General features: G+C 59.6%; 15 protein-coding genes. 5 read left to right on the top strand and 10 right to left on the bottom strand.

Features of this window, described 5'->3' with window-relative positions; translation table 11 throughout:
* The 9 genes from ACTF58_RS06585 to mdh form a co-directional block, all read right to left on the bottom strand.
* The coding region (locus ACTF58_RS06585; protein WP_438991178.1) for a dihydrolipoyl dehydrogenase family protein at window positions 1-930 on the bottom strand (930 nt) is incomplete at its 3' end.
* Window positions 931-1,021: 91 nt separating this feature from the next.
* Window positions 1,022-1,417: an MAPEG family protein gene (locus ACTF58_RS06580; RefSeq protein ID WP_438991177.1), complete on the bottom strand. Its 396-nt coding sequence runs from the start codon at window positions 1,415-1,417 to the stop codon at window positions 1,022-1,024.
* Window positions 1,418-1,484: 67 nt separating this feature from the next.
* Entirely contained in the window at window positions 1,485-2,984 is a 1,500-nt protein-coding gene (gene odhB / locus ACTF58_RS06575) for a 2-oxoglutarate dehydrogenase complex dihydrolipoyllysine-residue succinyltransferase (protein ID WP_438991176.1), read from the bottom strand.
* A 3-nt stretch (window positions 2,985-2,987) separates the two neighbouring features.
* Window positions 2,988-5,948 (bottom strand): 2-oxoglutarate dehydrogenase E1 component, encoded by a 2,961-nt coding sequence (locus ACTF58_RS06570; protein WP_438991175.1) that lies wholly within the window; start codon window positions 5,946-5,948, stop codon window positions 2,988-2,990.
* 96 nt (window positions 5,949-6,044) lie between these two features.
* A complete protein-coding gene (sucD, locus tag ACTF58_RS06565) occupies window positions 6,045-6,929 on the bottom strand; it encodes a succinate--CoA ligase subunit alpha (RefSeq protein WP_438991174.1) in 885 nt (294 codons plus the stop codon).
* Window positions 6,930-6,963: 34 nt separating this feature from the next.
* Entirely contained in the window at window positions 6,964-7,101 is a 138-nt protein-coding gene (locus ACTF58_RS06560; protein ID WP_438991173.1) for a hypothetical protein, read from the bottom strand.
* A complete protein-coding gene (locus ACTF58_RS06555) occupies window positions 7,098-7,907 on the bottom strand; it encodes a glycosyltransferase family 25 protein (RefSeq protein WP_438991172.1) in 810 nt (269 codons plus the stop codon). The genes ACTF58_RS06560 and ACTF58_RS06555 overlap by 4 nt, the downstream gene beginning before the upstream one ends.
* A 112-nt stretch (window positions 7,908-8,019) precedes the next feature.
* Entirely contained in the window at window positions 8,020-9,213 is a 1,194-nt protein-coding gene (sucC, locus tag ACTF58_RS06550; protein WP_438991171.1) for an ADP-forming succinate--CoA ligase subunit beta, read from the bottom strand.
* A gap of 295 nt (window positions 9,214-9,508) precedes the next feature.
* Entirely contained in the window at window positions 9,509-10,471 is a 963-nt protein-coding gene (gene mdh / locus ACTF58_RS06545) for a malate dehydrogenase (protein ID WP_438991170.1), read from the bottom strand.
* A 169-nt stretch (window positions 10,472-10,640) separates the two neighbouring features.
* On the opposite strand from mdh, the gene ACTF58_RS06540 reads away from it, so the two are divergent.
* Entirely contained in the window at window positions 10,641-11,396 is a 756-nt protein-coding gene (locus ACTF58_RS06540; RefSeq protein ID WP_438991169.1) for a sulfite exporter TauE/SafE family protein, read from the top strand.
* Here ACTF58_RS06540 and ACTF58_RS06535 read toward each other — a convergent pair.
* Complete coding sequence (locus ACTF58_RS06535) at window positions 11,393-11,698, bottom strand: hypothetical protein (RefSeq protein ID WP_438991168.1); 306 nt, start codon at window positions 11,696-11,698, stop codon at window positions 11,393-11,395. The genes ACTF58_RS06540 and ACTF58_RS06535 overlap by 4 nt on opposite strands.
* Before the next feature lie 289 nt (window positions 11,699-11,987).
* Here ACTF58_RS06535 and ACTF58_RS06530 point away from each other — a divergent pair, with 289 nt between their 5' ends.
* The 4 genes from ACTF58_RS06530 to ACTF58_RS06515 form a co-directional block, all read left to right on the top strand.
* Window positions 11,988-12,836, top strand: coding sequence for an HpcH/HpaI aldolase/citrate lyase family protein (locus tag ACTF58_RS06530; protein ID WP_438991167.1), 849 nt, complete (start codon window positions 11,988-11,990; stop codon window positions 12,834-12,836).
* Between the two features lie 12 nt (window positions 12,837-12,848).
* A complete protein-coding gene (locus ACTF58_RS06525; protein ID WP_438991166.1) occupies window positions 12,849-13,394 on the top strand; it encodes an NnrU family protein in 546 nt (181 codons plus the stop codon).
* Window positions 13,395-13,412: 18 nt separating this feature from the next.
* Window positions 13,413-13,616: a DUF1737 domain-containing protein gene (locus ACTF58_RS06520; RefSeq protein WP_438991165.1), complete on the top strand. Its 204-nt coding sequence runs from the start codon at window positions 13,413-13,415 to the stop codon at window positions 13,614-13,616.
* The coding region (locus tag ACTF58_RS06515; protein WP_438991164.1) for a MaoC family dehydratase at window positions 13,617-14,453 on the top strand (837 nt) is incomplete at its 3' end.

Below are 14,453 nucleotides of genomic sequence, written 5' to 3'. Positions count from 1 at the left end.
CACATCGCCGATGGCGTAGAGGCCTGCCACATTGGTTTGCCAATGGGTGTTGGTTTTGATCTGGCCACGGGGGGTCATTTCGACGCCGAGCGCGTCAAGGCCGAGGCCGTCGACGTAGGGCTTGCGGCCTGTGGCGACGAGGACGATATCGGCTTCGATGGTGGCTTCGGTCTCGTCCTTTTTGGTTTTGTAAGTGACGGTCGCCTTGCCTTTGCCCGCTTTGGCAGACTGGACGGCGGCGCCCATGACGAAGCTGAGGCCCTGCTTCTCCAGGATGCGCTTGAATGTGCGCTGCACGTCGGCGTCCATGCCGGGGGTGATTGCGTCCATATATTCGACGACTGTGACCTCGGAGCCGAGGCGGGCATAGACAGAGCCAAGCTCAAGCCCGATGACGCCTGCGCCGATGACCACCAGTTTCTTGGGAATTTTGGCGAGGGTCAGCGCGCCTGTGGAGGAGACGATTGTTTTCTCGTCGATCTCGACACCGGGGAGGGTGGCGGGGGCGGAGCCTGAGGCGATGACGATATGTTTGGCGTCGTGGAGCGCGTCGCCGACTTTCACTTTGCCAGCCTCCGGGATGGAGCCCCAGCCTTTGAGCCAGTCGATTTTGTTTTTCTTGAAGAGAAACTCGATGCCGCCTGTGTTCTGGCCGATGGTGTCGTCTTTATAGGCGAGCATTTGTTTCCAGTCGACCGAGGGGCTTTTGCCCTTGAGGCCCATGGCGGCGAAGTTGTGCTCGGCTTCGTGCAGCATATGGGAGGCGTGCAGAAGCGCCTTGGAGGGGATGCAGCCGACGTTGAGGCAGGTGCCGCCCAAAGTTTCGCGGCCCTCGACCACGGCTGTTTTGAGGCCGAGCTGGGCACAGCGGATGGCGGAGACATAGCCGCCGGGGCCTGCGCCGATGATGATTACGTCATATGATGCCATGGGGTGGCTCCTTTTGGTCTGTGGGGGGAGGGGCGTTGCCCCTCTTGGCCTTTGGCCAATTCACCCCAGGATATTTGAGGCAAACAGAAAGTCAAAACAGGGCTGCGAACAGCATGAGAAGGGTGGCGAAAAAGCCTATGGCCCAGATGAGGGAGCGCCAGGGGCGCAAGCCATAGGCATAGGCGGGAACATAGGCCACGCGCGCGGCGAGGTAGGCCCAAGCGCAGGCGGCTGTGAGGGGCGAGGCGGCTTGGCCGAGCGTGACCACGAGCACCGCGATTGTGAAGAGGATGAGGCTTTCGAAGTGGTTACTCAGGGCGCGGCCCAAGCGGGCGGTTGTGGGCGACATCTCGCGGCTGGGCGGGCGGTCACGCGCAGACATGGTGTATCCGGGGCCAAGCTCGAGATTGGCAGGGATGGCATAGAGCACGAATTGGCCCAGTTGCAGAAGGGCGGCGAGCGCGAGGGCGGTGAGCTCTGGGGTCATGCGGTGGGCGCTCCGGTGTTTGGGGAGGTGGGGCGCGCGCAGAGGAGGGCGCGCGCCCCGAGTGGGTTTAGAGATCCATCAGGAGGCGCTGCGGGTCTTCCAGCGCTTCTTTGACGCGCACGAGGAATGTGACCGCGCCTTTGCCGTCGACGATGCGGTGATCATAGCTCAGCGCGAGATACATCATCGGGCGGATCACAACCTGACCGTTGATCGCCATCGGGCGGTCCTGGATTTTGTGCATTCCGAGGATGCCTGATTGTGGCGGGTTGAGGATCGGTGAGGACATCAGCGAGCCGTAGACGCCACCGTTTGAGATGGTGAAGGTTCCGCCTTGCATTTCGGCCATGGAGAGCTTGCCGTCGCGGGCGCGGCGGCCCTTTTCGCCAATGGCTTTTTCGATGGCGGCGAAGCTCATCTGGTCGACGTCGCGGATCACAGGGACAACGAGGCCTGTCGGCGTGCCTGCGGCGATGCCCATGTGGACGAAGTTTTTATACACAACATCGGTTCCGTCGATCTCGGCATTGACTTCAGGCACTTCTTTGAGGGCGTGGACGCAAGCCTTTGTAAAGAAAGACATAAAGCCGAGGCGCACGCCGTGCTTTTTCTCGAACTCGCCTTTATACTGGTTGCGCAGCGCCATCACGGCCGTCATGTCGACTTCGTTATAGGTCGTCAGCATAGCGGCTGTGTTTTGCGCCTCTTTGAGGCGGCGGGCGATGGTCTGGCGCAGGCGGGTCATTTTGACACGCTCTTCACGGGCGGCGTCATCGGCCGCAACAGGCGCGCGGGGCGCTTGGGCTGCGGGGGCGGGGGCCGCTGCGGCGGCAGAGCCTGCGGAGGCGGCGGCTTTCATAACGTCTTCTTTCATGATCCGTCCGTCTTTGCCTGTGCCGGCGACGGCATTGGCGGAGAGGCCTTTTTCGGCCATCATTTTCTCAGCTGAGGGCGCATTTTTGGCGCCTGCTGTGGCGGTGGCCTGCGCAGGCGCGGGGGCGGCAGCGGCAGGCGCGGGGGCGGCGGCTGTAGCGCCTTCGCCTGCGCTGATCACGCCGAGCTTTGCGCTGGCGTCAACCGTTGCGCCTTCGGCGGCCGTGATCTCTGTGAGAACACCTGCGGCGGGGCTTGGCACTTCGACGCTGACTTTGTCTGTCTCAAGCTCGCAGAGCATTTCGTCTTGGGCGACGGTATCGCCGACTTGCTTGAACCACGTCGACACTGTCGCCTCTGTGACGCTTTCGCCGAGTGTCGGCACCATGACATCTACCGCAGCGGCAGAGGCGGCGGCGGCGGGCGCGGCGGCGGCTTTTGGCGCAGCTGCGGCGGCTTCGCCTTCGGTGATTGTGGCGAGCAGCGCGTCAACGCCCACGGTCTGGCCCTCGGCGGCGACGATCTCGCCCAAAGTGCCAGCGGCGGGGGCGGGGACTTCGACTGTCACCTTGTCTGTTTCAAGCTCACAGAGCATTTCGTCGGCTTGGACCGCGTCACCCGGCTTTTTGAACCATGTGGCGACTGTGGCTTCGGTGACGGATTCACCCAGTGTAGGAACGCGAACTTCGGTCATGGGTTATTTCCCTTTTTTCAGTGTGAGCGCATCGTCAACGAGTGCGGCTTGTTGTGCTTTATGCGTGGAGGCAAGGCCTGTGGCAGGCGAGGCGCTTGCGGCGCGGCCTGCATAAGTCGGGCGGCCATGCTTGGCTTTGATGCGCCCGAGGACCCATTCGAGATTGGGCTCGATGAAGGTCCATGCGCCTTGGTTTTTCGGCTCTTCCTGACACCAGACCACCTCGGCGTTTTTGAAGCGCGACAGCTCCTTGACGACCGATTGGGCGGGGAAGGGATAGAACTGTTCCACGCGCATCAGGTAGATATCATCAATGCCGCGCGCGTCGCGCTCTTCGAGCAAGTCGTAATAGACTTTGCCCGAGCACATAACGACGCGTTTGATCTTGTCATCCTTGGCCAGAACCGTCTCGGAGTTGCCATATTGGGCGTCGTCCCAGAGGATGCGGTGGAAGCTTGAGCCTGTGGTGAACTCTTCAGCTTTGGAGACCGCGAGCTTGTGGCGCAAAAGCGACTTGGGCGTCATCAGGATCAGCGGCTTGCGGAAGGTGCGGTGCAGCTGGCGGCGCAGGATGTGGAAGTAGTTGGCCGGTGTTGTGCAGTTGGCGACGATCCAGTTGTCCTGGCCGCATTGCTGCAAGAAGCGCTCAAGGCGGGCCGACGAGTGCTCGGGACCCTGGCCTTCAAAGCCGTGTGGCAGAAGCACGGTGAGGCCCGACATCCGCAGCCATTTGCTTTCGCCCGAGGAGATGAACTGGTCAAACATGATCTGCGCGCCATTGGCGAAGTCACCAAACTGTGCCTCCCAGAGGGTGAGCGCGTTTGGCTCGGCCAGAGAGTAGCCATATTCAAAGCCGAGCACCGCATATTCAGACAGCATGGAGTCGATGACTTCATATTGGGCCTGACCAGCGCGGATATTGTTGAGCGGGTAATAGCGCTCTTCGGTGTCTTGGTTGAGGATGCCTGAGTGGCGCTGGGAGAAGGTGCCGCGGGTGGCGTCTTGTCCTGAAAGGCGGACAGGGTAGCCCTCAGACAGCAGCGAGCCAAAGGCCAGCGCTTCGCCTGTGGCCCAGTCAAAGCCCTCGCCTGTTTCAAACATCTGCGCCTTGCTTTCCAGCAGGCGGGCAACTGTCTTGTGAAGTGGCAGAGAGGCTGGGGTTGTGCTCAACGCGCGGCCGATCTCGGCGAAGGTCTCAGGCTTGATGGCGGTTTCGCCGCGCTGATACTCTTCTTTGTCGCGGTTGAGGTGAGACCACTTGCCATCCAGCCAATCGGCCTTGTTGGGCTTGTAGTCTTTGCCGGCCTCGAACTCCTCGCCGAGATGGGCTTGGAAGGCGGCTTTCATATCTTCGATTTCGCCCTCGGGGATGAGGCCGTCGCGCACGAGCGTCTCTGTATAGAGGCTGAGCGTGGTCTTTTGTTTTTTGATCTTTTTATACATGAGCGGGTTGGTGAACATCGGCTCGTCGCCTTCGTTGTGACCAAACCTGCGGTAGCAGAAAATATCGAGGACCACGTCCTTGCCGAACTTCTGGCGGAACTCTGTCGCCACGCGCGCAGCGTGAACCACGGCCTCGGGATCGTCGCCATTGACGTGGAAGATCGGCGCTTCGACCATCAGGGCGATGTCTGTGGGGTAGGGCGACGAGCGCGAGAAATGCGGCGCGGTGGTGAAACCTATCTGGTTGTTGACCACGATGTGCATGGTGCCGCCGGTGCGGTGGCCTTTGAGGCCCGAGAGGCCGAGGCCTTCGGCCACAACGCCTTGGCCTGCGAAGGCGGCGTCGCCGTGCAACAGAATGGCCATGACTTGCTTGCGCTCGGTGTCGCCGAGCTGGTCTTGCTTGGCGCGGACCTTGCCGAGAACAACAGGGTTCACGGCCTCAAGGTGGGAGGGGTTGGCTGTGAGGGAAAGGTGCACAGAGTTGCCGTCAAACTCGCGGTCCGAGCTTGCGCCGAGGTGATATTTTACATCGCCCGAGCCGTCGACGTCTTCGGGCTTGAAGCTGCCGCCCTGAAACTCGTTGAAGATCGCGCGGTAGGGCTTGCTCATCACGTTGGCAAGGACGTTGAGGCGGCCACGGTGGGGCATCCCGATGACCATCTCGCGAATGCCAAGCGCGCCGCCGCGTTTGATGATCTGCTCCATGGCAGGGATCAGGCTTTCGCCGCCATCAAGGCCGAAGCGCTTGGTGCCCATGTATTTGACATGAAGGAATTTTTCAAAGCCCTCGGCCTCAACCATCTTGTTGAGGATCGCCTTGCGGCCTTCACGGGTGAACTTGATTTCCTTGTCGTAGCCTTCGATCCGCTCTTTCAGCCAGCCCGCTTCTTCGGGGTTGGAAATATGCATATATTGCAGCGCGAATGTGCCACAATAGGTGCGGCGGACGATCTCGAGGATCTGGCGCATATTGGCAAAATCAAGCCCCAGCACCTTATCAATGAAGATCGGGCGGTCCATATCGGCGTCTGTGAAGCCGTAAGATTTCGGGTCAAGCTCGGGGTGGGGCGTGTGCTCGGTCAGGCCGAGCGGATCGAGATTGGCGATAAGGTGGCCACGGATCCGGTAGGCGCGGATGATCATCAGTGCGCGGATGCTGTCGAGCACGGCTTGGCGCACGGTGGCATTTGTGGCATCCACGCCCGCTTTGGAGGCGCCTGCCTCGATCTTTTTGGTGGCGGCTTTGACTTCGGTGTCTTCCCATTCGCCAGTCAGCGCTTGGGTCAGCTCGTCGTGGGGCACAGGCGGCCAGTCGGCGCGCGCCCAGCTCGGGCCTTTGGCCTCGGCCTTGACGTCAAGCTCGGCATCTCCGAGCGCACCAAAGAAGGTGCGCCATGCCTCGTCAACCGATGCGGGATCGGCGGCATATTGGCCGTAAAGCTGCTCCAGATACTCGGCATTGTGGCCTTGCATGAAGGAGGAGGCGTGAAACTGGTCGTTGGAAGACTGGTCGGTCATGATGCACCTATGCGTTCGAGCGTTTGGTCTGCGCGTTTCTGGCTCGTGGCGTGTGAAAAGCAGCGGCACATGATGCGCCGCTGCCCCTGTCTTGGTTTATTTGCCGATCGCTTCAACAACGGCTTCGCCGAGGGTGGCGGGGCTGTCGGCAACGATGATGCCAGCTTTGCGCATGGCTTCGATCTTGCTTTCCGCGTCGCCCTTGCCGCCCGCGACGATGGCGCCAGCGTGGCCCATACGGCGGCCAGGAGGGGCTGTGCGGCCCGCGATAAAGCCGGCAGTCGGCTTCCAGCGGCCCTTTTTCTTTTGGGCGGCGAGGAATTCTGCGGCTTCTTCTTCGGCAGAGCCGCCGATTTCGCCGATCATGATCATGCTGTGGGTTTCGTCATCATCAAGGAACATATTCAGAACGTCGATATGCTCTGTGCCTTTGATGGGGTCACCGCCGATGCCGACAGCCGATGACTGGCCGAGGCCGAGGTCTGTCGTTTGCTTGACCGCCTCATATGTGAGCGTGCCCGAGCGGCTGACAACGCCGCAAGAGCCGCGCATATGGATGTGGCCCGGCATGATGCCGATTTTGCAGGCGCCGGGGGTGATCACGCCGGGGCAGTTCGGCCCGATCAGGCGGCTTTTGCTGCCTTCCAGCGCGCGCTGCACGCGCATCATATCGAGCACAGGGATGCCTTCTGTGATGCAAACGATCAGCGGCATTTCGGCGTCAATCGCCTCAAGGATAGAATCCGCGGCGAAAGGGGGCGGCACGTAAATCACCGAGGCATTAGCCTCTGTGACGTGCATGGCCTCATGGACCGAGTTGAAAACGGGCAGATCAAGGTGGCTTGTGCCGCCTTTGCCGGGCGTGACGCCGCCGACCATTTTGGTTCCGTAGGCGATGGCCTGTTCGGTGTGGAATGTGCCTTGCGAGCCGGTGAGGCCCTGACAGATGACTTTTGTGTTTTCGTTTACGAGGACTGCCATGTGTTTTGGTTCCTTAGCGTTATTTAGGCCGGCGTCATGCGGCGGATTGTTTGCGCAAAAGCGCTTGAATAGTGTCGTCGAGCATCAAATCGAGGGGGTTGATGAGCGAAACAGTGAACACCGTCGAACCATGTTCGTGCGACGGCTTTGTTGAGGGTGAAAGCCTTGTCAAACCTGCTCTCCTTGCAAGACATTCTTTTCAAATGTCACCTTTGTCAGCTTGGCGTGCCCCGTCAGAAATTTGATGATGGTCGATACAGGGTAGGCAACCTCATAATAAGCCCGTTTCAGCTTCTGACGAAGCAAAGCCATTCCCTGAGGGCGTTTGCGAACCCCCATATAAAGCGGGCTGCTGTCTGGTTCATTTCCCTGAACGATCATCGCGGGCATGATCTGGTATATTTTCATGCTCCGTGCTGTCGGTGAGGCGTTGGTGTTAAACAGGATATGATCCACCACCATGTTGAAAGGTTGGGATGCGAGAAGGCGTTTGGCTGCGCTCCGCGTAAGCATATACCCCGCCGCCCCCATATGCCGAGACAGAATGCGCGAGACAGTGCGCCCCCTGTAGCCTGTCTTGGGCGCTTCCATGAGAACTTTGGTGTTGGGGGAGCGCCAGCATTCGAGTTTGACGATATCTGCGTCAGCTGGCCACCAATCCAGGTTCTCAAGCCATGTTCCCAAGTCGGGTGAAATGAAGATGTCATCTTCCATCACGAGGCAATGGGACGCCTCAGACGCTAGAAACCGTTCCCACGCCTGAGCATGGGTGATCGTCGCGGCCATATTCGGCGTATGGAACGTGCCCCACGGGCCCTCAAAATTGCAGCGTGCCTGAATTTCGGCTTCGCCATGTTGGGTGTAATCGAAGGCAGGGTGAAACGTCACGTCAATGCCTGCCTCTGCCATTTCGGACTTCATATGAAGCCGACGGTCCTCTGCGCGTTCAAGGTTTGTCATTTCGATATGAACACTCATCGGATCGCTCCGACTGCGCGACAGGCAAGGCAGCCCTCTTGCACAGCTCCAGTGCTAAACTGGAAGCCTGGCTCGTCTGTGAGCTGTGCAAGGGGCCGACGGTGCATTCTGCTTACCCCTTAACCGCTTTCACGATTTTCTGAGCGCCGTCTTTGAGATTGTCAGCGGCGATCACATCAAGGCCAGAGTTGTTGATGATGGCTTTGCCTTCGTCAACATTGGTGCCTTCAAGGCGCACAACCAGCGGAACTTTGAGGCCGACTTCTTTCACAGCCGCGACAACGCCCTCGGCGATCACATCACAGCGCATGATGCCGCCGAAGATGTTGACAAGGATGCCTTTGACCTGTGGGTCGGAGGTGATGATTTTGAAGGCTTCGGTGACTTTCTCTTTGGTTGCGCCGCCGCCCACATCGAGGAAGTTGGCTGGCTCGGCGCCGTAGAGCTTGATGATATCCATGGTTGCCATGGCAAGGCCCGCGCCGTTGACCATGCAGCCGATTTCGCCGTCGAGCGCGATGTAGTTGAGGTCATATTTTGACGCCTCAAGCTCTTTTGGGTCTTCTTCTGTGGTGTCGCGCAGCTCGGCGATGTCGGCGTGGCGGTAGACCGCGTTGCCATCAAAGCTGACTTTGGCGTCGAGCACTTTCAGATCGCCGCCGTCTGTGACGATCAGCGGGTTGATCTCGAGCATCTCCATGTCTTTCTCAATGAAAGCTTTGTAGAGCTGGCCCATCAGCTGAACGCACTGTTTCACTTGTGCGCCTTTGAGGCCAAGCGAGAAAGCAATACGGCGGCCGTGGAAGGCTTGGTAGCCAGTGGCAGGATCGACCGAGAAGGAGAGGATCTTCTCAGGCGTCGCAGCGGCGACTTCCTCGATATCCATGCCGCCTTCTGTGGAGGAGACAAAAGAGATACGGCTGGTCTGGCGATCAACGAGCAGAGCGAGGTAAAGCTCTGTTTCGATGCCTGAACCGTCTTCGATATAGATACGGTTGACTTGCTTGCCCGCCGGGCCAGTCTGATGCGTCACAAGCGTGCGGCCGAGCATACGCTTGGCTTCTTCGGCGGCTTCTTCAACAGAGCGCGCCAGACGCACGCCGCCGGCTTCGCCTGCGTCAGCTTCTTTGAACTTGCCTTTGCCGCGCCCGCCCGCGTGGATCTGGGCTTTGACAACCCAGAGGGGGCCGTCCATTTCGCCTGCGGCTGTTTTGGCGTTTTCCGCTTTGAGGACAACGCGGCCATCTGAAACTGGCGCGCCGTAGGAGCGAAGCAGAGCTTTCGCTTGATACTCGTGGATGTTCATAGAGCTTTCCCGTCTGGTTGCTGCTGTTGGGGGTTTTACTCGCACAAGGTTTCCCAAAACCTAAGAGTATTTTGCGCTTAGGAGGGGGGAAGGGGGATATTTCTGCAATTTGTGATCACAGGATTTATATGTGTGATCACAAATCTGCCATGCGAGATGGCGAGAGAATCATTTTGGAACAGATGACGGCTTTGAAGCCTGATGCGTCGCAGGCAGGGTCTCTATTGGGTGGTGGGCCACAAAAAAGGCGCGCCCGTATGAGGCGCGCCTTTCGGTTTTTCAGTCCGTCCGTCGCTTAGGCGAGAGAGCCGTCGATCTCTTTACAGGCGGCAACGAGGCCTTTGACCGCGTCGACAGATTTGTCGAACATGGCTTTTTCGTCCTTGTTCATGTTGATCTCGACAACACGCTCAACGCCGCCAGCGCCGATCACGGTTGGCACGCCAACATAGAAACCGTCCAGACCATAGGCGCCATCAACATGGGCCGCGCAGGGCAGGAGGCGCTTTTGGTCTTTGAGGTAGGCTTCAGCCATTTCGATGGCGGAGGCGGCTGGCGCGTAATAGGCCGAGCCTGTCTTGAGCAAGCCAACGATCTCTGCGCCGCCGTCTCGGGTGCGCTGCACAATGGCGTCGAGCTTCTCTTGTGTGGTCCAGCCCATGTCGACGAGGTCAGGCAGCGGGATGCCGCCAACGGTCGAATAGCGCGTCAGCGGCACCATTGTGTCGCCGTGGCCGCCCAGAACAAAGGCGGTGACGTCGCGCATGGAGACGTCAAACTCTTCGGAGAGGAAGTGACGGAAGCGCGCTGAGTCAAGCACACCTGCCATGCCGCAGACTTTATGCGCGGGCAGGCCAGAGAACTGCTGAAGCGCCCAGACCATGGCGTCCAGCGGGTTGGTGATGCAGATCACAAAGGCGTCTGGCGCGTGCTTTGCAATGCCTTCGCCAACAGATTTCATAACCTTGAGGTTGATGCCAAGGAGGTCATCACGGCTCATGCCGGGCTTGCGCGCCACACCGGCTGTCACGATGCAGACATCCGCGCCCGCGATATCGGCGTAGTCGGTTGTGCCTGACATTTTGGCATCAATGCGCTCGACGGGGCCGCTTTCTGCGATGTCGAGGGCTTTGCCCTGCGGGATGCCGTCGGCAATATCAAACAGCACGATGTCGCCAAGCTCTTTGAGGGCGGCGAGGTGCGCGAGCGTGCCGCCGATCATACCTGAGCCGATGAGGGCGATTTTGGGTCTGGCCATGAGGGTTCTCCAGTGTGGGTTGAATTTGGCGCATGGCCTAGGCTTTTATTTGGCGCAACGCAAGGGTGCTGCGCTGCGGCATAGGCACGGGCGAGGCAAGGTGACGCTTGTTTTGAGGCTTAAGATAGCGCTAAACCGATTGAGAAATCGTAACTTTAAGGCTGATCTGTTGGATTTTGCATTTTTCGCCATAGCGGGCGCGGCCGTGACCTTTGCGGGCATCTCCAAGGGCGGCTTTGGCTCTGGCGCGGCGTTTGCGGCGGCGGCGATTCTCGCGCTTGTGGTCGAGCCGGCCATGGCGCTGGGGATCATGCTGCCGCTTCTGATGCTGATCGATTTCGCCACGCTCAAGCCCTATTGGGGCCGCTGGCGCTGGGAGGATGCGCGGCTTCTGGTGCTGGCGGGTGTGCCCGGTGTGGGGCTGGGCGCGCTGTTTTACGCTTGGGCCAATGCCGACACCTTGCGGCTTCTCATTGGCAGTATCGCGCTTTTGTTTGTTGTTTGGCAGATGGCGGGGCGCGCGGGGCTGATCAAGGCGGCGAAACGGCCGATCCCCGCGTGGGGCGGGGCGATTGCGGGTCTGGTGGCGGGGTTTACGAGCTTTATCAGCCACGCAGGCGGGCCTGCGGCGGCGGTCTATCTTCTCTCTCGTGCGCCAAGCAAGACCGAATATCAGGCGAGCACGGTGCTTGTTTTCTGGGTCATCAATATTGTGAAGGTGGTGCCTTACGGGGTTATGGGGATATTTACGCTTGAGACGCTCAAACTTGATTTGATGCTGGCGCCCTTCGCGCTTCTGGGCGCGTGGCTCGGTGTGAAGGCGCATTTTCTGATCGGCGAGCGGGTCTTTTTTGCGCTCACCTATGTTTTGCTCACGGTCACGGGCGCAAAACTTGTGTGGGACGGGCTGGGGCTTTCGCCTTAGGCGTCTTTTTCACGGGCGGGCAGGCTTTCGGCCAAGGTTTCAAAGGCCTGACCGCTGGCGACAAGACAGGTCAGGCCTTGGGCTGTGGTGACAGTGATCGTCCATGTGCCGCTTTCAAGGCTGGCAAAAACTTCCACAACAGAGTTATTTGCCCCAAGGCCGATCGAGCGGCGCGTTTCGCCGTAAGAGCTGGCGAGACGCTCGACCACAGTGTCGCGCGGGGCGCAGTTGGGCGCTTGTTGGGCCAGAGCGGCGAGGGGCAAAAGCGCCGTGACCGCGAGAACACTACCAAACTTCTTCATAACCAAACCTTTCCCAACGGCTTTTGCCGATGCGGGCTGAAACGCGTCCTCTTCCACAGATCCTCACCGGTCTCTCAACGGTGATCCTTAAAGTGAGCTTCACATTGGGCCTCAGCGGGCTTTGCCGCTCTGGGCCTTGCAAATCATGGGCAAACAGCCCTGAAGAATTTGTTAACGGCGCGGGCGATGTCACCGCATTTGAGATAAATTCTGCGTTGCAGCACGTTTGGGCTTGAAGAAATCGCACAAAAAATGCCACATCTGCGCAAGATTATTGCTGGAGAGACTCATGGACACGCCCCGCCCTTACCGCTCGGTTCTTTACATTCCCGCCTCAAAAGAGCGTGCGCTCGACAAGGCTCGCGGCCTTGATGTGGACGCGATCATCTTTGATCTGGAGGACGCGGTGACGCCCGAGGCCAAGGTCGAGGCGCGCGATACGCTCAAGGCCGCCCTAAAAGAGGGCGGCTACGGGGCGCGCGCAAAAATTATCCGTCTCAATGGCCTTGAGAGCGCATGGGGCCGCGCGGACGCCGAGGCGCTGAAAGACGCCGAGGCCGATGCGTTCTTGCTGCCCAAGGTCGGCTCTGCGGCGGATGTTGAGGCGCTGGCGGCCATAATAGGCAAAGACAAAGATATCTGGGCGATGATCGAAACGCCCATGGGCGTGATGCGCGCCGAAGAGATCGCAGCGCACCCGCAGATGAAGGGCTTTGTGGCAGGCACAAACGACCTTGCCAAAGAGCTCAACTGTCGCTTTCGCGCCGACCGTCTGCCCATGATCACCTCCTTGTCGATGATGCTTCTGGCGGCAAAGGCGCATGGGATTGTGGCGATTGATGGCGTTTATAACCAGTTCAAAGACGACGAAGGCCTTGCCGCCGAATGCGCCCAAGGCCGCGACATGGGCTTTGAGGGCAAGACGCTTATTCACCCTGCGCAAGTTGCGGTGTGCAATGCGGCCTTCTCTCCCAGTGCCGAAGAGATCGACCTCGCCGAGCGCCAGATCGCGGCCTTTGAAGAGGTCGAAGCCTCGGGGCAGGGGGTTGCGGTTGTGGATGGTAAAATCGTGGAAAACCTTCATATTGAGACCGCGCGCAAAATCCTCGCATTGGCTGAGGCCGTCAGCGCGCGCTAACAGGAGGCTGTCATGGCTCTACTTATTCTCGGCGTCGCGCTTTGGGCGGCGGCACATCTTTTCAAACGGCTCGCGCCCGCGCGGCGCGCCGCCTTGGGCGACAAAGGCAAGGGGCTTGTGGCCGTGGTGCTTGCCGTCTCTGTTGTCCTGATGGTTGTCGGCTATCGCGCGGCTGATGGCACAGTGCTTTGGGGCCGCAGTGCTGCGCTCGTCGGCATCAACAATCTCTTGATGCTGCTTGCGTTTTATATCTATGCCGCCTCGGTCAGAGGCACACGGATCACCCGCTGGATCCGCCACGCGCAGCTGACTTCTGTCGTTGTCTGGTCCTTGGCGCACCTTCTCGTCAATGGCGACACGCCGTCTTTTGTTTTGTTTGGCGGTCTGGCGGCTTGGGCTGTTGTGCAGATGGGGGCGATCAACCGTGCCGAAGGGCCGCGCGCGCCCTATGTTGCGCCTGCGATGAAATCAGAGGTGCTGGCCGTGGTGATCAGCCTCTTTGCCTTCACGCTTGTGGCGCTTCTTCACCTTTGGCTTGGCTATAACCCGTTTGGGTGAAATGCGTTTGGATAGAATATGAAGCTCTACAGATTACTCACAGAAGAAGACACATCGGCCTTTTGCCACAAAGTCTCCGAAGCCCTCAGCAAGGGCTGGGAGCTTTACGGCTCTCCGACCTACGCATGGGATCAGGCCGCAGGCGTGATGCGCTGCGGGCAGGCGGTGACCAAGGATGTGGATGTCGACTATACCCCCGAAATGAAACTGGGAGCGCAGTGAATGTCAAAGACCAATGCAGGCCGCTTTTTTGAAGACTACAGCCTCGGCCAAGTGATCGAGCACGCTGTGCCGCGCACCGTGGGCGAGGGGGAGCGCGCTTTGTATCATGCGCTCTATCCCGCGCGCCATGCGCTCTATTCGTCTGATGTCTTTGCCGCGCAAAGCGGGCTGGAAGGCAGCCCGATTGATGATTTGGCCGCGTTTCATGTGGTGTTTGGCAAGACGGTGCCTGATATTTCGCTCAATGCGGTGGCCAATCTGGGCTATGCCGAGGGGCGCTGGCTTTTGCCTGTGTATCCTGGCGATACGCTGCGCGCTGTGTCTGAAGTCATTGGCCTGAAGCAAAATTCAAACGGCAAGACAGGGGTTGTCTGGGTGCGCACCACGGGGCTTAACCAGATGGATGAGCCTGTGCTCAGCTATGTGCGCTGGGTGATGGTGCGCAAGGGCAATCTGGAAGCGCCTGCGCCTGCGACCCATGTGCCCGAGCTGGCGGGTGTGATCGCGCCTGAAGATCTGATGATCCCCGAGGGCTTGGACTTTACGGGCTATGACTTTGCCCTTGCGGGCGAGCCGCACCGCTGGGGCGACTATGCCATTGGCGAAAAGATCGACCATGTCGATGGTGTGACGATTGAGGAAGCCGAGCATATGCTCGCCACACGGCTCTGGCAGAACACCGCCAAGGTGCATTTTGATGCGACCTTCCGCCCTGACGGGCAGCGGCTCATCTATGGTGGGCATATCATCTCGATGGCCCGCGCACTCAGCTTTAACGGGCTGGCAAACGCGCAGATGATTGTCGGCCTCAACGGCGGCGCGCACGCCAACCCCTGT

It is taken from the genome of Lentibacter sp. (genome assembly GCF_965657785.1).
Classification (GTDB): domain Bacteria; phylum Pseudomonadota; class Alphaproteobacteria; order Rhodobacterales; family Rhodobacteraceae; genus Lentibacter.
This window is presented reverse-complemented; position numbering and strand designations above follow the sequence as displayed.